Here is an 18245-nt window from a genome sequence, read left to right as displayed (position 1 = left end):
CTGCGGTGCGGAGGGGGAATCGCCAGATGGTGGCACTGGTTACAACACCGGCCCATAATTCATCCCATGATTGTAGGTTAGTGGTCATGACCCCGCCACCCACCGCCGCTCCGGCGCCGCCCGCTCCCGTCCTCGTCGACCCACCCTCGACGAGCGACCCGGGTACGGGCCGACGGACGCACCCGGCGACCGGTGGCGCGCTCGTGCTGGTCGGGATGCTGCTTGTCGCGCTCAACCTGCGCGCCGTGGTGACCAGCCTCGGCGCGCTGCTGGACGAGGTCCGCGACGGGCTGGGGCTCTCCGGCACGATGGCCGGTCTGGTCACCACCCTGCCGACCATCGCGTTCGCCGGCCTCGGCGCGCTCACCCCGTGGCTGGTCCGTCGGGTGGCACCCGCCCGGGTGCTGGTGGTCGCCATGCTCGCCCTCGCCGTCGGCCAGGTGCTCCGGGCCGCCACCGACTCGGCCTGGATCTTCGTGCTCACCAGCGCCCTGGCGCTGGCCGGGATCGCGGTCGCCAACATCCTGTTGCCGATGCTTGTCAAACAGCACTTCCCGCACCGGACCGGGCTGGTCACCGGGGCGTACACGATGGCACTGACCCTGGGCACGACGGTGGCCGCGGCCTCCGCGGTGCCGATCGCGCACGCCTTCGGCTCCTGGCGGGCGGGGCTGGGCGTCTGGGCAGCGATGGCCGCGGTGGCCGTACTCCCGTGGGTGCCGCTGGCGCTGCGGACCCGGGCGGGCGCGCGGCGCTCGACCCCGACGGCGGCCGGCACCGCGCCGGTGCGGGTCCGGCCGGCGCGGACCCGGCTCGGCTGGGCGATGGCCGTCTACTTCGGGGCGCAGTCACTGAGTGGGTACGCGATCATGGGCTGGCTGGCCCAGTTGTTCCGGGATGCCGGCTACCAGCCGGAGTCGGCCGGACTGCTGCTCGCCGGAGTGACCGCGCTCGGCGTGCCGATCGCCCTGGTGATGCCGACCGTGGCCGGCCGGATGACCAGCCTGCGTCCGCTGGTGCTCGGGATGACCACCGCGTCGACGCTTGCCTACCTGGGGCTGGCGCTCGCCCCGCACGGGGCCGCGCTGCTCTGGATCATCCTGCTGGCGATCGGTCAGGGCGCGTTCCCGATGATCCTGACCGCGATCGGCCTGCGGGCCCGCACGGCCGAGGGGACCGTCGCGCTCTCCGCGTTCGCGCAGAGCACCGGGTACGTGATCGCGGCTCTCGGCCCGCTGCTGGTCGGCATCCTCTACGAGGTCACCGGCGGCTGGACCGTGCCGATCGGGTTCCTGCTGGGCGCGCTCGCCGTGCAGACGGTGGCGGGGATGGCGATCTCCCGCCCCCGCTACGTCGAGGACGAGTGACGAACGGCAGCGGTCAGGAGGCCGACGTCGGTTCGCCGGCGACTGCCTCGTCCACCGTCGGGTAGGTGTGCAGCACCTCGACCAGCCCGCTCACCTCGAGGATGCGCAACACACCCCGCTGCGGGGCGGCCAGTCGCACCACGCCGCCGGCCTCGTCGCAGCTGTTCTTGGCGCGGACGAAGACCGAGAGACCCGTCGAGTCGCAGAACGAGACGTCCGCCAGGTCGAACACCAGCCGGCTGCGGCCCTTGTCGAGCAGGTCGGTGATCTGGTCCTGAAGCTGCGGTGCGGTGGCCATGTCCAGCTCGCCCGCGACCGACACGACGACCACGTCGCCGCGCTGTTCCGTGTGCACCGTCAAGGACATTTGCCAGACCTCCTGTTATCGGGGGAACGGTATCCCACGACCGGGGGCGTACGCAGAACGGGGAGCCGGGATCCGGTGGCCGTCGTCATTCCGTTGCTACGGGGCAAGTAGTTGGTCAGGCCCCGGTGATAGAGTCCGCCCGGTCCAGGTCAAGGGGGTTCCAAATGGCGTTGAGCACCGAAGAGAGTGGTCGGCTCGCCGCGCTGCTCAGCGGGCAGGCCGAACGGGTCACGTCTCGGTGGACCGAGATCGTCACCAGTTCGTTGCGGGGCCGGTTGAGCCAGGCCGAGCTGCGCCGGCAGGTCCAGGACCTGCATCGCGTCGTCGTCACCGCCGGTGAGCAGGGCGAGATCGACCTGTCCACCGACAACGCCGCCGAGTTGCGCGCCGCGCTCACCGAGTTGTCCCGTGGTCGGGCCCGGCAGGGCTTCTCCGCCACCGAGACCACGGTGAGCATCTTCGCGCTCAAGGACGTGCTGGCCGAGCTGGTGCAGGAGGCCGGCGGCGTCAACGCACTGCACGACTACGTCGCCTTCTCGAAGCTCGTCGACGAGATGGGCCTGTTCACCTTCGAGAGCTTCGTCCGCACCCGGGAGAGCCTGATCGCCGACCAGGCCGAGCAGTTGCTCGAACTCTCCACGCCGGTGGTCAAGCTCTGGGAGGGTGTGGTGGCCGTCCCGCTGGTCGGCACCCTGGACTCGGCGCGGGCCCAGGTCGTGATGGAGCGGCTGCTGCAGACGCTCGTCGACACCGGCTCCCCGTACGCGATCATCGACATCACCGGCGTCCCGGCGGTGGACACCCAGGTCGCCCAGCACATCCTGAAGACCGTGGTGGCCGCCCGGCTGATGGGCGCCGACTGCATCATCTCCGGCATCCGCCCGCAGATCGCGCAGACGATCGTCGCGCTCGGCATCGAGTTCGGCGACATCGCCACCAAGGCGAGCCTCGCCGACGCGCTGCGCCACGTGCTGCGGCTCACCGGGGTGGAGACCGCCCGCCGCCAGCCGCGCCGGGGCGTCTGATGGAACGGGTGCCGATCCTCAAGATCGGCGACATCCTGCTCGTCTCCATCCAGTTGGACATGTCCGACCAGACGGCGGTCCAGCTTCAGGAGGATCTCGCCGAGCGGATCGTGGACACCGGCTGCCACGGCGTCATCATCGACATCACCGCGCTGGACATCGTCGACTCCTTCGTCGGGCGGATGCTCTCCACCATCGCGTCGATCTCCAAGGTGCTCGACGCGGAGACGGTGGTGGTCGGGATGCGCCCCGCCGTCGCCATCACCCTTGTCGAACTGGGGCTGTCGCTGAACGGCATCCGTACCGCGCTGAACGTCGAGCGCGGCATGGAACTGATCGCGGCGGCCCACGCCGACGAACTGCTCGATTATCAGCTCGACGACGAGCCGGACGCCGAGACGGCCACGACGTGACCGCGGACATCGACCTGGGCCCCCCGCAGGCGCAGGCGGTCCGCAGCGACGAGGACGTGGTGCGGGTCCGGCAGTTGGTCCGGTCCGTGGCCGTCACCGTCAAGCTGTCCCTGGTCGACCAGACCAAGGTGGTCACCGCGGCGAGCGAGTTGGCCCGCAACACCCTGGTGTACGGCGGCGGTGGCTCGGTCGAGGTGACGACCGTGGACAACGGCCGGCGCAAGGGCGTGCGGATCGTCTTCGCCGACTCCGGGCCGGGCATCCCGGACCTGGGCCTGGCCCTGACCGACGGCTACACCACAGGCGGCGGGCTCGGCCTGGGGCTCAGCGGGTCCCGCCGACTCGTCGACGAATTCGAGATCGAGACATCCGCGGAGACCGGCACGCGGATCACGGTCACCAAGTGGTCCCGGTGAACGCCGACGCGGTCACCGACAGTGGCATCTGGTTCCGGGTGGAGGCCAGCAGCGCGGCGAGCGCCGTGCGGCGCGCCGCCGAGCGCCTCGGCGCGCAGGTGGAGTTGAGTGCGGTACGCATCGCCGACCTGGCCATCGTCGCCGCCGAGCTGACCAGCAACCTGGTCAAGCACGCCGACGACGGTGTCCTGCTGCTGCGACCGGTACGCCGCGCCGGGGAGGCCGGTGTGGAGCTGATCGCCATCGACTCCGGGCCCGGCATGGCCGACCTCACCGTCTCGTCGCAGGACGGGCACTCCACCACCGGCACGCTCGGCATCGGTCTGGGCGCCATCGTCCGGCAGGCCAGTTGGTTCGACGGCTACTCGCTGCCCGGCCGGGGCACCGTCCTCGCCGTGCAGGTCTGGCCGGCGGAGCCGGCGCCGCCGTCCTGGGTGGGTGCCCTCACCCGACCGCTGACCGGCGAGACGGTCAGCGGTGACGGGTACGCCGTCCGGGTCGCCGACGGGCGGCACCAGGTGCTGGTCAGCGACGGGCTGGGGCACGGCCCGCTGGCCGCCGCCGCCACCGACGCGGCGCTCGCCGCGTTCCGGAACGCCCCCGCCGGGCCACCGGCCGCGGTCGTCGGTCACCTGCACCGGAGCATGTCGCACACCCGGGGCGCCGCGCTCGCGGTCGCCGAGCTGGCACCGGCGGCCGGCATGCTGCGCTACGCCGGCCTGGGTAACATCTCCGGCGTGGTCGTCGAGGGTGACGGTCAGCGCCGAGGGCTGGTGTCGCTGCCCGGCATCGCCGGTCACCAACGGCCGACGATCCGGGAGTACGACTACCCGCTCGCTCCGGGCGCCCGACTGGTGATGCACAGTGACGGTGTGGTCGACCGCTGGCGGTTGACCGACTACCCGGGCCTGGCGGAGCGGTCTCCGCTGGTGATGGCCGCGACCCTGCTGCGCGACGCGGGTGTGCGACGTGATGACGCCTGCGTACTGGTCGCGAGGTCCTGGGCATGACCGCCGAGCCAGCGCTGCCGCTGCTGCAGATGGCGCTGCGGGTCGAGCAGGACATCTTCGTGATCCGCCAACGGGGCCGTGAGGTGGCCGCCGTCGTCGGCCTCGAACGCCAGGACCAGGTACGGATCGCCACCGCGCTCAGCGAGGTGGCCCGGGACCTGCTGCACACGACCGGCGGCGCGGACGTCTCCTTCCACGTCGACGAGGGCGCAGACGGCCGGTTCCACCTGCGCGCCGACCTGGCCCCGGTGGCCGCGCTCCCGGACGGCGGTTACCAACCGCAGTCCGGCGCGGTGTCCCGACTGGTCGACACACTGAGCGTGTCGACCGTCGAGGGGGTTACGGTCGTACGGATGTCCCGACGAGTTCCGGCCAACGCGCCGACGCCGACCCCGGAGCGGCTCGCCGAGTTCCGTACGGAACTCGGCCGTATCGCGCCGGCCAGCGCGCTGGACGAGTTGACAGTGCAGAACGGGCAACTCATCGCCGCGCTCGACGAGGTGCGCAGTCAGCGCGACGAGCTGGCCGTGCTGAACGAGGAGTTGGCCGAGACCAACCGGGGGGTGCTGGCGCTCTACAACCAGCTCACCGAGGAGTTGGAGGAAACCAACCGGGGTGTCGTCGCCCTCTACGCCGAGTTGGACGAGAAGTCGGCGCAACTGCGCGCGGCGAGCGAGTCGAAGAGCCGCTTCCTGGCCAACGTCAGCCACGAGCTGCGCGCGCCGGTCACCGCGATCATCGGGTTGGGGCGGCTGCTCACCGACTCCGCCTCCGACCCGCTCACCGAGGAGCAGGGCCGCCAGGTCGATCTGATCCGCTCGTCGGCGGCGGACCTGCTGAACCTGGTCAACGAGCTGCTGGACCTCGCCAAGGCGGAGTCCGGCCGGATCGAGCCGGACTGGGCCGACGTCGACCTGCGGCCGGTCTTCGGCCAACTGCGCGGCACACTGCGCGCCCTGGCCACCCGCCCAGGGGTGGAGCTGGTGGTGGAGGAGCCGACCGCGCCGGCCACGCTGCGCACCGACGAGGTGCTGCTCGGCCAGGTGCTGCGCAACCTGCTGCACAACGGGTTGAAGTTCACCGAGCGCGGCGAGGTGCGACTGCGGGCCCGCCAGCACGACGACCGGTGGAACTTCGAGGTCAGTGACACCGGCCCCGGCATCGCCACCGAGCTGCACGACCGGATCTTCGAGGAGTTCTACCAGGTGCCGGGCGCCACCCGGGTCGGCGGCACCGGCCTCGGCCTGCCGTACGCCCGGCGGTTGGTGACACTGCTCGGCGGGACACTGGAGCTGGCCAGCGTGCCGGGCCGGGGCAGCACGTTCACCGTCTCCCTGCCCATCGGCGGGGCGTGACAGCATGGACGGCATGCCGGCAACCATCCTGGTCGTCGACGACAGTCGTACCAAGCGCTACCTGCTGGTCAGCTGGCTGACCCGGGCCGGGTTCACGGTGCTCGAAGCCGAGAACGGCGCCGACGCGTTGGCCCGGGTCGAGGTGGACCGGATCGACCTTGTCGTCCTCGACGTGCGGCTGCCCGACCTGAGCGGGTACGAGGTCTGCGAACAGATCAAGGCCCGGCACCCGGCGATGCCGGTGATCCACGTGTCGGCGCACGCCGTCGACGTGGCCGACCGGGCCCAGGGGCTGACCCGGGGCGCGGACGCGTACCTGACCGAGCCGATCGAGCCGGAAGAGCTGATCGCCACCACGCGGGCGGTGCTGCGCTACTACCAGGCCCGGCAGCGCGCCGAACTGCTCGCCGAACGCCTGCTCGGGCTGGCCGACACGACAGTCGCGGTGCACGCCGCGCCGACCTTCGCACGCCTGCTGGAGGCCGCCGCCGAGGGCGCCGCGCAGATCTTCAAGAGCCCCGCGGCGGTGATCGCCGAAACCTTCGACGGTGACTGCCTCGCGGGGATCTGCGCCGGTCCCGGCGCGACGGCCGCCGTGGTGCCCTGGGTCGTCGACGACACCGGAGTGCCGACCGGCGCCACCGTCCGGGTGCAGAGCCCGGACAGCTGGGCGCTTGTCGACTGGCCGGCGGACGACACGGTGACCGTCTCCGCCGCCCGGCTGCGCGAGGACCGGGCCCCGCTGTACGTGGTGGTCCCGACCGCCACCCAGACCGCTCGGACCCCGGTGCTCAAGCAACTGGCCCAGGCGGTGGCGGCGGCCGTGGAGGGGCAACGCTCGTTCGACGAGGAGCACCGGATCGCCGTCACCCTCCAACGCAGCCTGCTCCCGCGCGGGCTGCCCACCGTCGCCGGCCTGGACCTCGCCGTGCGCTACGAGCCGGCCAGCGCGCAGACCGAGGTGGGCGGCGATTTCTACGAGCTGGTGATGCTCGACGGGCACCTGCTGCTGGCCATCGGCGACGTGGCCGGCCACTCGCTGCACGCGGCGACAGTGATGGCCGAGCTGCGGCACGCGGTGCGGGCGTACGCGGTCGAGGGGCACCAGCCCGGCGAGATCCTGCACCGGGTCAACGAGCTGATGCGGACACTGCTGCCCAACGAGATCGCCACCCTCTGCGTACTGCTGCTGCACCCGCCGACCGGGCGGGTCCGGCTGGCCAGTGCCGGGCACCTTCCGCCGGTGCTCAACCTGGGTGGCACTGTCGAGTTCGTGCAGCACTCCGCGCCGCTGCTCGGCGTCCGCGCGCCTCGTCCGGCCGACCTGGAGTTCGTGCTGCCGGCCGGGGCCACGCTGGTGTTCTACACCGACGGGCTGATCGAACGGCGGGACGCGACAATCGACGAGGGGCTGGCCGCGCTCGCCGCGGTCTGCGCCACTGTCGACGACGACCTGGACCGGTTCTGCGCCCGGCTGCTGGTGGAGCTGGCCCCACCGGAGATCCAGGACGACGTCGCCGTGGTCGTCCTGCGCCGCCGCTGAGCCGGCGCCGGCCTCAGTGCACCGAGCGGGCGTACGCGGCGGGGGACACCCCGGCCACGGCGGTGAAGTCGCGGACCAGGTGAGCCTGATCGCTGTAGCCCAGGTCGGCGGCGAGATCCGCCCAACACAGCGGGCCGCCGGCGGCCTGTTCGACGGCCTCCTGGAGCCGGTAGCGGCGGATCACCCACTTCGGCCCGACCCCCACGTACTCGATGAAAAGTCGCTGCAACCGGCGAACCGGAACGTCGTGCCGCGCGGCGAAGTCGTCGACCCGCAGCACCGTCCGGTCGGTGCGGATCGCATCGGCCAGCCGGACGGCCTCCTCGGCCATCGGATCCGGCTCCGGATCCCAGGCGGTGAGCAGGGCGTCCAACGCGCGGCAGCGCTCGTCGTCGGTGGCCCCACACACCACCTCGTGGGGTACGGCCAGCCGGCCAGCGGGCAGCGGCACCCGGCGGCCGGTCAGCTCGGTGACCGGTCGTCGCCAGAACGAGTGGAACCCGCCGGGGCGGAACTGCACCCCGCACACCCGGCCGGTGCCGGCGAGCGTGATCCGGAACAGGTCGCGGCCCACCCCGGCCACCTCGCCGGACTCGGGCCCGTCACCGTCTCGCCGAAACACCACGTTCACCGCCGGGTGTGGCAGGACACGCTGCTCGAACGGTGTGCTCAACGCCCAGTCGATCAGCCAGTAGTGCTCCACCCACGGGCGTAGCGACTCCACCGGCAGGTGCCGACGGAAGCGCACCTCGCGCAGCATGCGCCCGGGGTCGAGGATGCCCCGGCTGTCGCCACGCGGTCGGTGTCGCATTTGTTCAAGACCACCCTCATACGCTGGCCCCATGACCACTCAGACTAGCGACCTGCTGGCGGCCGCCGCGCCGCGAACCGTCGACGTGGTGCGTGGCATCACCGACGACCAACTCGACCTGGCCACGCCGTGCCGGGACTACGTGGTGCGCGATCTGCTCAACCACCTGTTCGAGGTGGTGGTCAACTTCCAGGATCTGGCCGAGAAGCGGCAGGTGGAGTGGGCCGAGAAGCCCGACCACCTCACCGACGGCTGGCGGGACCGGTTCAAGACGGAGACCGACAGGTTGATCGCCGCCTGGTCGGATCCGTCCACCCTGGAGGGTGTCTCGCCGGGCATGGGGATGCCGCAGGCCGTCATCGGTGGCATGGCTCTGCTGGACCTGACCGTGCACGGCTGGGACCTCGCCGTCGCCACCGGCCAGCCGTACCAACCGGCCCCGGAGGCGGTGGCCGAGCTGCACGGGCTGGTCGAGCAGTTGGGCCCGACGGCCCGCAAGATGGGCGTCTTCGCCGACCCAGTGCCAACCCCAACCCCAACCTCGCCGCCCGACCTAGCCCACCTCCTAACCCAAACCGGCCGCACCCCCACCTGGCCCCCCACCCCATAACCCCACCCCACCCCCCACCCCCCTTGCCCACCCCACCCCCGCCCCCCTTGCCCCCGTTGATCATGGAGTTATTGCGCGTCTCGGCGGCGTGTCGCCGCTATAACTCCATGATGAACGAGGTGAGAGGGGGTGGGGAGGGGGTGGGGGTGGGGTGGGTGGGTGGGTGGTTGTTGACTTGGGTATTCGCTCGGTGAATAGTTGGTCGGGTGTCTACGCCGCATGTTCTGCTCGGGCTGTTGGCCGGTGGCAGCCGGCACGGCTATGAGCTCAAGCGTGCACACGACGAGCGGCTGCCCCGGGCTCGGCCGCTGGCCTTCGGGCAGGTCTACGCCACTCTTGGCCGCCTGCAACGCGACGGCCTGGTGGCCGCCGCCGGGCAGGACCGCGCCTCCGGTCCGGATCGCACGACGTACGAGCTGACCGAGCAGGGGCGGGCCACGCTGGACCAGTGGTTGTCCACGGTGGAGCCACCCATGCCGTACGTGACCAGCACACTGTTCGTCAAGGTCGTGGTGGCGCTGCTGGCCGCCGACGTCGACCGGGCCCGGTCCTACCTGATCTCTCAGCGTGCCGCGCACACCGCGCGGCTGCGTGAGCTGACCGTGGTCAAGGGAGATCCGGCCGCCACTCTCAGCGACGTGGTCGCGGCCGACTTCGCGATCGCCCACCTCGACGCGGATCTGCGGTGGCTGCACACCACCCTGGGCCGGGTCGCCGACTGGCACCGGGAGGTGCATCCGTGACGCAACTCCAGGCTCGCGGCGTGGTTCGGGCGTACGGCCCGACACCCGCACTGCGTGGCGTGACGCTCGACGTGGCCGAGGGCGAGATCGTCGCCGTCACCGGGCCGAGCGGCTGCGGCAAGTCGACTCTGCTGCACTGCCTGGCCGGGATCCTCCGACCGGACGTCGGCGAGGTCACCTGGCGCGGGCACCGCATCGACACCTGGTCGGAGAAGGCCCGGTCCCGACTGCGGCGCACCGAGTTCGGGGTGCTGTTCCAGTTCGGCCAACTGGTCGCCGAGTTGACCGCCGCGGAGAACGTCGCCCTGCCACTGCTCCTCGCCGGCACGGGGCGGCGAGAGGCACGGACGGCGGCGCTCACCTGGCTGGCACGGTTCGGCGTGGAGGAGGTGGCCGACGTGCGGCCGGGTGAGATGTCCGGTGGCCAGCAGCAACGCTGCGCCACCGCGCGGGCGTTGGTGACCGAGCCTCGGGTGCTCTTCGCCGACGAGCCGACCGGCGCACTGGACACGCTCACCGGCGAGCAGGTGCTCACCCATCTGGTCCGGCTTGCCCGTGAGCAGCGCACCGCCGTCGTGCTGGTCACCCACGAGCCGCGGATCGCCGCGTACGCCGATCGGGAGATCGTGCTGCGCGACGGCCTGGTGGACCACACCGGCCTGGGGCTCGACGTGCCGCTGGCCGGCGGAGCCCGGTGAGACCGGCGACGCTGGTCCGCCTCGCGCTCGCCGGCACCCGCACCGACACCGCGCGGGTGGTGCTCACCGCGCTCAGCGCCCTACTGGCGACCCTGGCCGGGTTCGCGGCGCTCACCGTGCTGGCCATCCCCACGCCCGCCGCGACGAATGAGAACCCGAACAGGTGGTCGGAGCAGTACCACAACGCTCTGCTCGTGGAGCCCGGGTTGCGGGGCGGGACGGCGTTCGCGCTGCTGATGCTGATGATCCCGGTGCTGGCGCTGGCCGGGCAGTGCGCCCGGCTCGGTGCGCCGGCACGGGACCGCCGGTTGGCCGCGCTCCGGCTGGCCGGTGCCACCCCCGGCCAGGTCACCCGGCTGGTGGTGCTGGAGACCGGCATGGCCGCCCTGCTCGGCACGCTCGTCGGGTTGGGTGTCTACCTGCTCGGCCGCGACCTGCTGCACCGGCCGGACGCGCGAGGTCGACTGGCCCTGCCCACCGATGTGCTGCCGTCGACCGGCGTACTGGCCGGGGTTGTGCTCGGTCTGCCGGTCGTCGCGGCGCTGGCCACCGTACTGATGCTGCGGACGGTCACCACCAGCCCGCTCGGGGTGAACCGCAAGGCCCCCCGCGAGCGCGGCCCGCGCCCCTGGGTCGGGTTCCTCATCGGGCTTGGCGTGGTCCTGTTCGCGGCTGCCCGCCCGGTGGCATACCGGTTCGACGACGACGAAGAGTTGGTGGCCTGGCTGGTGCCGCTGATGTTCGCGGCGGGTGGGTTCACGGCGATGATCGGCGTGGTGATCGGCACCGGCTGGATCTCGTACCACTGTGGGCGGTTGCTGCGCCGGTACGCCCGCCGTCCCGCGGCCCTGCTCGCCGCGGGCCGGTTGATGGCCGACCCGTGGGCGGGCAGTCGCACCTTCGCGGCGCTGCTCTCCGCCTTGATCTTCGGTGCCGGTGCGGCCGCGTTGCGCGCCTACTTCGCCACCCAGGGCCAGCTCGACCGCGAGCAGAGTCGGCTCGCCGGGGCCGAAGTGACCTCCGACTCGTTCTACCTCTCCACAATGGATCTGGTGGACGCCGCCGTCGCGGTGGCCGTCCTGATCGCGGCCGGCGGGCTGATCGTCGCGCTGGTGGAGGGGATCGTCGCCCGCCGACGCGCGTACGCCGCACTTGTCGCTACCGGGGTGCCCCGCGCGGTGCTGAGCCGATCGGTGGCCTGGCAGGCGTTGGCTCCGGCGGTGCCGGCGATCCTGCTCGCGCTCACCGTGGGCACGTTGCTCGGTCGTGGGCTGTTCCCGAAGGCATCGAGGAGTGGATCCTCGATGGAGGTCTGCAACGCCACGGCCGCGCTCTGTGCCGATCCGGCCACCCGTGCGCAGTACACCCAGGTCGTCGAAAGCCCCGGGCTCGAGCGGGTTCCCGCCGTACCCCTGGAGCAGTTGGCGTGGCTCGGCGCCGGCGCCCTGGCCGCGGTGCTGGTGACGGTCGGTGTCGGTGTGCTGTTCCTGCGCGCCAGCACGGCCCTGGACGAGCTGCGCACGACGTGAGTCGAGCGGTCCGCCGGTCCCGAGTCGATCAAGCCAGTCGAGCGCGGCCTGCCGCGATCGGCCGGTTCAGGCGGTGAGCAGGCCGGAGGAGAGCGCCACCAACGCGCCGATCACCGCCGAGCAGCAGCAGACCAGGAGGCCGGCGACCACCGCGAGGATCAGCCAGACCCGACGATTCCGGGCCAACGCCGCCAGGCTCGGCCGACGGACGTCCTCGGCGGCCCCGCCGTCACCATCCGTAGCCCCGGTCACCCCGGAAGTCTAGGCCCCGACATCCGCGCCAGCCCGGGAACAACAAGCCCGAGCGCCGCGCGCCCGCCCGCGCCGGGCCCGGTGCAGGGCGGCGGCCGTTCCACCCGGCCGGTCCATGATCGCGCTCGATCATGGAAGTGGTGGTCTCCCCGAGCTGCCGAGGCGACTACTTCCACGATCGAGCGCGATCGCGTCGGACCACACTCGCCCCGATCAGGCGCGGCCGATGCGGTCCAGGATCCAGGCGTTGATGAACGCCTCCTCACGCCAGGAGTCGTAGCGACCGCTCGGGCCGCCGTGCCCGGCACCCATCTCGGTCTTGAGGAGGTAGTCGCCGCCCGGGGCGACCGCCCGCAACCGGGCGATCCACTTCGCCGGCTCCGAGTAGAGCACCCGGGTGTCGTTGAGGCTGGTCACCGCGAGGATCGCCGGGTAGTCCACGGCGGCCACGTTCTCGTACGGCGTGTAGGACTTCATGTACGCGTACACCTCGGGGTCTTCCAGTGGGTTGCCCCACTCCTCCCACTCGGTGACGGTCAGCGGCAGTGACGGGTCGAGGACCGACGTGAGCGGGTCCACGAACGGCACCTGCGCGACGATGCCGGTGAACGCGTCAGGTGCCAGGTTCGCCACCGCGCCCATCAGCAGGCCGCCGGCCGAGGCCCCCCTGGCCACCAGCCGGTCGCTGGCCGTCCAGCCGGCCTTGACCAGGTGTCGGGCGCAGGCGACGAAGTCGGTGAAGGTGTTCTTCTTGGCCAGCAGCTTGCCCTGGTCGTACCAACGCCGACCCAGCTCGCCGCCGCCCCGGGTGTGTGCCACCGCGAAGACCACGCCCCGGTCCAGCAGCGACAGTCGGGCCACCGAGAACCACGGGTCCATGCTGGCCTCGTACGAGCCGTAGCCGTACAGCTCGCAGGGCGCCGAGCCGTCCCGGGAGGTGCCGACCCGGCAGACCAGTGAGATCGGCACTCGGGTGCCGTCGTCGGCGAGCGCCCAGTCCCGGTGCTGCTCGTACTCGGCCGGGTCGTACGGTCGGCCGTCCGGCCCGGGCAGCACCGGCTTCTGCTTGCGCAGCACCATCTGGCGGGTGACCAGGTCGTAGTCGTACACCGAGTCGGGCGTGGTCAGCGAGGAGTAGCGCAGGCGGACCTGCCCGGTGCGGTACTCCGGGTTGGCGTCCAGCCCGACGCTGTACAGCGGCTCGGGGAAGTCGATGTCGTGGGCGTCGTCGCTGCCCACCGGCAACACCCGCAGCCCGGTCAGCCCGTCGGTACGCAGCGACACCACCAGGTGGTTGGCGAAGGCGTCCACGGCCTCCAGCCGGGTGCCGGGGGAGTGCTCGATCAGCGGCACCCAGTCGCCCGGCGTGTCCGCCGAGGTGAACGCCAGCGCGAAGTCCTCGGCGCCGTCGTTGTGCAGGATCAGGAAACGGTGGCCGTGGTGCTCCACCGCGTACTCGACGCCCTGCCGGCGGGGGGCGATCACGGCCGGCGTGCCGGTCGGGTTGCCGGCGGGGATCACCAGCACCTCGCTCGTCAGTTTGCTGTGGATGTCGATCAGGATGAACTTCTCCGACCGGGTCAGCTCGACGCCCACCCAGAACCGCTCGTCGTCCTCCTGGTGGATCACCACGTCGTCGCTGGCGGCCGAACCGATGGTGTGTCGCCAGACCCGGTTGGGTCGCCAGGCCTCGTCCACCGTCACGTAGAACAGTGTCGACGCGTCGGCCGACCAGGCCGTGCCGTAGGACGTGTCCGGGACCTCGTCCGGCAGCAACTCGCCGGTGGTCAGGTCCTTCACGCGCAGGGTGAACCGCTCGTCGCCGGAGAAGTCGGTGGAGTAGGCCAGCCAGCGACCGTCCGGGCTGACGTCGAACGTGCCAAGCGAGAAGAAGTCGTGCCCCTCGGCCAGCAGGTTGCCGTCGAGCAGCACCTCTTCCCCGTCGAGGGGGGCGCCCTCCGCGCTGACCGGCGGGTCGGTTTCACCGTCGCGCACGGCGCGCCGGCACTGCACCCCGTACTGCTGCCCCTCGACCGTCCGGGTGTAGTACCAGTGCCCGCCCTTGCGGGTCGGCACGGACAGGTCGGTCTCCCTGGTGCGTTGGCGGGTCTCCTCGAACAGGTCCGCGCGGAGCGCGGCCAGGTGCGCCGTGCGCGCGTCGGTGTACTCGTTCTCGGCGGTCAGGTAGGCGATCGTCTCCGGGTCGTCCTTGGTGGCGAGCCAGGCGTACTCGTCGACGACGGTGTCGCCGTGGTGGCTGCGCTCGCTGGGCACCCGCTTCGCCGCGGGCGGGGCAGTCTCGGTGGTCACGGCGCCACGTTACCGGCCAGCACCTGCTGTACGCCGTACCAGTGATATCCCGGTCCGCGTCGGTACCGCTTTCGAACACATGTACGATAGCCGGCATGGCGGCAGCAGCGAGTTCCCTCGGCCGGTCCGGCGCTCTCGAGATCACCCGGCGGTTGGCGGCGATCTGCGGTCCGCCGTTCTCCCGGCTCGGCGGCGCGGCCGACGAGGTGGCGGGGCGGCGGGCGCGCTGGGTGGCGGTGCCGGGCGGCCCGCACGCCGCCGCCGAGGTGCTGCGCCTGGCTGCCGCGCACGACCTGACGGTGGTTCCCCGGGGTGCCGGCACGAAGATCGACTGGGGTGCCACGCCCGTGCAGGTCGACATCATGCTGGACACCGGTCGGTTGGCCGGCATCGGTCACGAGCCGGCCGGCGCGCCGGTGGCCGAGGTGGGTGCCGGCACCCCGCTTCGCGCGGTGCAGGCCACGCTGGAGCGCACCGGGCAGCGGTTGGCGATGGATGCCCCGTCACCCGGCGCGACCCTGGGCGGGGTGCTCGCCGCCGGCGAGGCCGGCCCGCTGCGCCACCGCCACGGCAGCCCCTGCGACCAGTTGCTCGGTGTCCGTTACCTCGCCGCCGACGGTGAGTTGGTCAGCGCCGGGGGTGGCGCACCCGGTCTTGACCTGGCCCGGCTGCTGTGTGGCTCCCAGGGTGCGCTCGGTGTGCTGGTCTCGGCGAGTCTGCGGGTGCAGCCGCTGCCGGCGAGCCGACTCTGGGTGTCCCGCCCGGTGTGGACGCCGCTGGAGGTGCACGAGCTGATCCGGACGATCCTCGCCGCCCGACTGGAGCCGGCTGCCGTCGAGCTGGACCTGCCGGGCGGCACCCTCCGGCCACGTTCGCCGTACCCGCCCGGCCACCCGTCCGCGGCGGCCCGGGAGCGCCACCCGTCGATGTCCGGCCGGGCCGGTGTTCCGTCCCGGGCGGGCAGCCTGGTGGTGCTGCTGGAGGGCGGTCCCGCCGACGTCACCGAACGCGCCGAGCGCCTGGTCGGCCTGCTGGACGGCGAGGCGACGATCGCCCACTCCGCGCCGACGTGGTGGCGTCGCTACCCGTTCGCTCCCGGCGACACGGCGCTGCGTCTGGAGGTGCCGATCGGCGATCTGCACGCCGCCGTCTACGCGCTACGCGACGCCACCGGCACGCCGGTGCCGGTGCGCGGGTCCGCCGGGCTGGGCGTGGTGCACGCGGCACTGCCCGGAGCGTTGGTTCCCAGCCGGGTGGCGTCCATCCTGGCCGCCGTCCGAGGGGTGTTGCTGGCCCGGCAGGGCCGCTGCGTGGTGGTCTCCGCCCCGGCGGCCGTCCGCCAGGCCGTCGACCTCTGGGGCGACCTGGCCGGCCTGGCCCAACTGCGCGAGGCCAAGGAGCACCTCGACCCGGAGCACCGGCTCTCCCCCGGGCGACTACCCGGCGGCCTCTGACCCCGCCGCCGCCGATCGCCCGGTCAGCTCAGCTCAGGTCGCGTCGTTGCGGAGCACCAGGATGGCGATGTCGTCCCGGGGCGGCTCCACCGAAAAGTTGATCGCGACGGAACGCAGCCGGGCGGCCACCACGTCGGCCGAATAGCCGGCCAGAGGAGCGGCCGCGTCCCGCAGTCGGTCCGTGCCGAACAGCTCCCGGCCGCGCCGTCGTTCGGTGACACCATCGGTGTAGAAGATCAGCGAGTCGCCCGGCGCGAGCGTGATCTTCGCCGTTGGCGAGGTGATCGTGTCCAGCAGGCCGAGCGCGGTGCCACTGGTGCCGACGAACCCCGCGCCGCCCGCACCGGCCAGCAGCACCGGCTGGTCGTGCCCGGCCAGGTGCAGCGACACGTCCAACTGGTCGCCCTGGCCCGGCCCGACCGCCGCCAGCGCCAATGTGCAGTATCGTCCGCCACCCCGCTCGACGAGCGTCTCGTTGAGCCGCGCCAACGCCTCCGGCAACGGTTTGCCGTCGCCGACCAGCACCCGGATCACGTCCCGGACCAGCCCGGTCACCGCGGCGGCCTGGACACCCTTGCCCGAGACGTCACCGATCACCACCAGCCAACGCCCGTCGGGCAGCGGCACCACGTCGTAGAAGTCGCCCCCCACCTCCGCGTCGTCACCGGTCGGGACGTACTCGGCGGCGAAGCCGATCCCGTCCACGAGCGGCAGCACCGGCGGCAACAGGGACTGCTGAAGCGTCTGCGCCACGCGGCGGCGTTCGGCGTGAATGCGGGCGTTCTCGATGGCCAGCGCGGCCCGCCGGGCCACGTCCTCCAACACGGCCACCTCGTCCGGGTCGTGCCGGTGCCGCTGGTGCCGCCCCACCGCCAGGGTGCCGAGCCGCTGCCCCCGCGCGATCAGCGGAACCGCGAAACCCTCCATGGGCCCGCCCAGGGGGATCTGCGCCGCACTGCGGGACGCCTCGCGCAGGCGAGCCTGGATCGAGTCCGGCCCGGTCTCGGCCAGCACCTTGTGCAGTTGCGGCAACATCGACTCGTCGGCGTGGCTGGCCGCCGCCAGCCGGAGCCGGCCCCACTCGTCGGCGGTGTGCACCGCACACCACTGGCCGAGCCGGGGCACCACCAGCTGCGGCACCAGGGCCATGGTCAGGTCGACGTCCAACGACTGGGCGAGCAGCTCGCTCGCCTCGGCCAGGAACGTCAACCACACCTGCCGGCGGACGTCGGCCCGGCGCAGCCGGTCGTTCTCCAGGTGCAGCGACAGCCGCTCGGCGGTGAGCACCGCCAACGGCTGGGCGTACGCCGACGGCGCGGCGTCCAACTCCAGCTCCCCGGCGTACGGGCGGTGCACCGTCAGCGGCACCCGGAGCAGCTCACTGCCGGCGCGGGGCGGTCGACCGAAGTGGGCCAGCACCTGGCGGCCCTGCCCGTCGCCCCGGTCCAGGCGGATCGTGCCGCCGGCCGCTCCCACCATCTCGGCGACTCGGCTGAGCAGGCTGGTGGCGAAGTCCGGCAGCGGATCGTCCGCGTACAGGTCGGGGGCGGTTTGCATGAGTTCGCTCATCGCGCTGGCGCTCGGTGCGGACCGGTCGGTGCCCACCTGGGCGCCACCGGTGGTGCCGCCGGTCGGCGGGTCGGCGCCGGGGCGGTCCAGCCGGAACCAGACGCCCTTGCCGGTGGGCAGGTACGTGGTGCCCCAGCGGCTGGCGAAGTGGTCGACAAGCAGCAGACCGCGCCCCCGCTCGGAGACCTCGTCGATCTCGGTGGAGTCGTTGCGGGCGCCGACGGTCAGCTCGTCGCCCGAGCCCGGCGCGAAGTCGGAGACGGTGACGGTCAGCCCGATCTCGTCGGCGACGACCTCGATGTCCAACTCGGTACCGGCGTGCTCGACGGCGTTGGTGGTCAACTCGGTGGTGAGCAGCAGGGCCTCGTTGGCCAGGTCGTCCAGGTGTGACTCGGTCAACACCGAACGGACCACGGCGCGCGCGGCGGCCGGCGTACGGCGGTCGGCTGGCAGGCGGACGCGCCGGGTCGCCCCGTCCCGGGCCCCGGCCGTCGCGGGCCCCGCCTCGGCTGACACCCTCGTATCCTCCACCGTTCCCCCACCGGGTGCCAAGCCGATCATCATCCGCGCGTCCCCTCCTCCCCAACCGGGAGGAAGGGTCCCCTGTCGGCACTAACCGAACACGCTGCGTCGCGTTGCGTCCATGAGCGGCGTTGGCGAACTCTGCGAGGTGTGCGACCCACGCAGCCAGCCTCGCGTCGATCGGGCGGATCGGACGGCGCTCGGGGCCACCTGGCGGGTCGCGCACCCTGGCACTACGGCGCGCGCGGGCA

17 protein-coding genes are annotated in these 18245 nt (G+C 72.4%); 12 read left to right on the top strand and 5 right to left on the bottom strand.

Going from position 1 to position 18245, the window contains the following annotated elements; all coding sequences use genetic code 11:
• Positions 1 to 86 precede the first annotated feature (86 nt).
• Positions 87 to 1367 (top strand): MFS transporter, encoded by a 1281-nt coding sequence (locus AB0B57_RS13740; protein WP_357068779.1) that lies wholly within the window; start codon positions 87 to 89, stop codon positions 1365 to 1367.
• 13 nt (positions 1368 to 1380) lie between these two features.
• Here the strand turns inward: AB0B57_RS13740 and AB0B57_RS13735 are convergent, their stop codons facing one another.
• The gene (locus tag AB0B57_RS13735; RefSeq protein WP_357068777.1) at positions 1381 to 1734 is read right to left on the bottom strand and encodes an STAS domain-containing protein; all 354 of its coding nucleotides are present in this window, start codon (positions 1732 to 1734) and stop codon (positions 1381 to 1383) included.
• A gap of 164 nt (positions 1735 to 1898) precedes the next feature.
• Here AB0B57_RS13735 and AB0B57_RS13730 point away from each other — a divergent pair, with 164 nt between their 5' ends.
• From AB0B57_RS13730 to AB0B57_RS13705, 6 genes are read left to right on the top strand one after another with little or no spacing between them, the layout of a single operon-like run.
• Positions 1899 to 2759, top strand: a complete 861-nt coding sequence (locus AB0B57_RS13730) for an STAS domain-containing protein (protein WP_357068775.1) — start codon at positions 1899 to 1901, stop codon at positions 2757 to 2759.
• Complete coding sequence (locus tag AB0B57_RS13725; protein WP_357068773.1) at positions 2759 to 3172, top strand: STAS domain-containing protein; 414 nt, start codon at positions 2759 to 2761, stop codon at positions 3170 to 3172. The genes AB0B57_RS13730 and AB0B57_RS13725 overlap by 1 nt, the downstream gene beginning before the upstream one ends.
• Positions 3169 to 3588, top strand: a complete 420-nt coding sequence (locus AB0B57_RS13720; protein WP_357068771.1) for an anti-sigma regulatory factor — start codon at positions 3169 to 3171, stop codon at positions 3586 to 3588. Before AB0B57_RS13725 ends, AB0B57_RS13720 begins: the two co-directional genes overlap by 4 nt.
• The gene (locus AB0B57_RS13715; protein ID WP_357068962.1) at positions 3585 to 4598 is read left to right on the top strand and encodes a SpoIIE family protein phosphatase; all 1014 of its coding nucleotides are present in this window, start codon (positions 3585 to 3587) and stop codon (positions 4596 to 4598) included. The genes AB0B57_RS13720 and AB0B57_RS13715 overlap by 4 nt, the downstream gene beginning before the upstream one ends.
• On the top strand, positions 4595 to 5953 hold the full coding sequence (locus tag AB0B57_RS13710; protein WP_357068769.1) for an ATP-binding protein: 1359 nt from the start codon (positions 4595 to 4597) through the stop codon (positions 5951 to 5953). Before AB0B57_RS13715 ends, AB0B57_RS13710 begins: the two co-directional genes overlap by 4 nt.
• A 4-nt stretch (positions 5954 to 5957) precedes the next feature.
• Positions 5958 to 7496 (top strand): SpoIIE family protein phosphatase, encoded by a 1539-nt coding sequence (locus AB0B57_RS13705; RefSeq protein WP_357068767.1) that lies wholly within the window; start codon positions 5958 to 5960, stop codon positions 7494 to 7496.
• A gap of 13 nt (positions 7497 to 7509) precedes the next feature.
• Here AB0B57_RS13705 and AB0B57_RS13700 read toward each other — a convergent pair whose 3' ends face one another.
• Entirely contained in the window at positions 7510 to 8307 is a 798-nt protein-coding gene (locus tag AB0B57_RS13700; protein WP_357068765.1) for an AraC family transcriptional regulator, read from the bottom strand.
• A 31-nt stretch (positions 8308 to 8338) separates the two neighbouring features.
• Here AB0B57_RS13700 and AB0B57_RS13695 point away from each other — a divergent pair, with 31 nt between their 5' ends.
• The 4 genes from AB0B57_RS13695 (at position 8339) to AB0B57_RS13680 (ending at position 11887) form a co-directional block, all read left to right on the top strand.
• The gene (locus tag AB0B57_RS13695) at positions 8339 to 8917 is read left to right on the top strand and encodes a TIGR03086 family metal-binding protein (RefSeq protein ID WP_357068763.1); all 579 of its coding nucleotides are present in this window, start codon (positions 8339 to 8341) and stop codon (positions 8915 to 8917) included.
• A 206-nt stretch (positions 8918 to 9123) separates the two neighbouring features.
• A complete protein-coding gene (locus tag AB0B57_RS13690) occupies positions 9124 to 9660 on the top strand; it encodes a PadR family transcriptional regulator (RefSeq protein WP_357068761.1) in 537 nt (178 codons plus the stop codon).
• Positions 9657 to 10358 (top strand): ABC transporter ATP-binding protein, encoded by a 702-nt coding sequence (locus tag AB0B57_RS13685; protein ID WP_357068759.1) that lies wholly within the window; start codon positions 9657 to 9659, stop codon positions 10356 to 10358. The genes AB0B57_RS13690 and AB0B57_RS13685 overlap by 4 nt, the downstream gene beginning before the upstream one ends.
• The gene (locus AB0B57_RS13680; RefSeq protein WP_357068757.1) at positions 10355 to 11887 is read left to right on the top strand and encodes an FtsX-like permease family protein; all 1533 of its coding nucleotides are present in this window, start codon (positions 10355 to 10357) and stop codon (positions 11885 to 11887) included. The genes AB0B57_RS13685 and AB0B57_RS13680 overlap by 4 nt, the downstream gene beginning before the upstream one ends.
• 66 nt (positions 11888 to 11953) lie before the next feature.
• Here the strand turns inward: AB0B57_RS13680 and AB0B57_RS13675 are convergent, their stop codons facing one another.
• Together AB0B57_RS13675 and AB0B57_RS13670 are read right to left on the bottom strand one after the other, a co-directional pair.
• Positions 11954 to 12139, bottom strand: coding sequence for a hypothetical protein (locus AB0B57_RS13675; RefSeq protein ID WP_357068755.1), 186 nt, complete (start codon positions 12137 to 12139; stop codon positions 11954 to 11956).
• Positions 12140 to 12352: 213 nt separating this feature from the next.
• Positions 12353 to 14449, bottom strand: a complete 2097-nt coding sequence (locus AB0B57_RS13670; protein WP_357068753.1) for a S9 family peptidase — start codon at positions 14447 to 14449, stop codon at positions 12353 to 12355.
• A gap of 95 nt (positions 14450 to 14544) precedes the next feature.
• Here AB0B57_RS13670 and AB0B57_RS13665 point away from each other — a divergent pair, with 95 nt between their 5' ends.
• On the top strand, positions 14545 to 15903 hold the full coding sequence (locus AB0B57_RS13665; protein ID WP_357068751.1) for an FAD-binding oxidoreductase: 1359 nt from the start codon (positions 14545 to 14547) through the stop codon (positions 15901 to 15903).
• Positions 15904 to 15936: 33 nt separating this feature from the next.
• On the opposite strand, the gene AB0B57_RS13660 is transcribed toward AB0B57_RS13665, so the two are convergent.
• The gene (locus AB0B57_RS13660) at positions 15937 to 17988 is read right to left on the bottom strand and encodes a SpoIIE family protein phosphatase (RefSeq protein WP_357068749.1); all 2052 of its coding nucleotides are present in this window, start codon (positions 17986 to 17988) and stop codon (positions 15937 to 15939) included.
• Positions 17989 to 18245 lie beyond the last annotated feature (257 nt).

The organism is Micromonospora sp. NPDC049101, assembly GCF_040648675.1.
In the GTDB taxonomy this organism is placed as follows: domain Bacteria; phylum Actinomycetota; class Actinomycetes; order Mycobacteriales; family Micromonosporaceae; genus Micromonospora.
The sequence above is the reverse complement of the archived record's forward strand: the minus strand, read 5'-3'. Positions and strand labels throughout refer to the sequence as shown.

Bases quoted from the DNA above. Each gene is read 5' to 3' on its own strand.
- AB0B57_RS13740 (WP_357068779.1), top strand. From the start codon at position 87: ATGACCCCGCCACCCACCGCCGCTCCGGCGCCGCCCGCTCCCGTCCTC.
- AB0B57_RS13735 (WP_357068777.1), bottom strand. From the start codon at position 1,734: ATGTCCTTGACGGTGCACACGGAACAGCGCGGCGACGTGGTCGTCGTG.
- AB0B57_RS13730 (WP_357068775.1), top strand. From the start codon at position 1,899: ATGGCGTTGAGCACCGAAGAGAGTGGTCGGCTCGCCGCGCTGCTCAGC.
- AB0B57_RS13725 (WP_357068773.1), top strand. From the start codon at position 2,759: ATGGAACGGGTGCCGATCCTCAAGATCGGCGACATCCTGCTCGTCTCC.
- AB0B57_RS13710 (WP_357068769.1), top strand. From the start codon at position 4,595: ATGACCGCCGAGCCAGCGCTGCCGCTGCTGCAGATGGCGCTGCGGGTC.
- AB0B57_RS13705 (WP_357068767.1), top strand. From the start codon at position 5,958: ATGGACGGCATGCCGGCAACCATCCTGGTCGTCGACGACAGTCGTACC.
- AB0B57_RS13700 (WP_357068765.1), bottom strand. From the start codon at position 8,307: ATGCGACACCGACCGCGTGGCGACAGCCGGGGCATCCTCGACCCCGGG.
- AB0B57_RS13695 (WP_357068763.1), top strand. From the start codon at position 8,339: ATGACCACTCAGACTAGCGACCTGCTGGCGGCCGCCGCGCCGCGAACC.
- AB0B57_RS13665 (WP_357068751.1), top strand. From the start codon at position 14,545: ATGGCGGCAGCAGCGAGTTCCCTCGGCCGGTCCGGCGCTCTCGAGATC.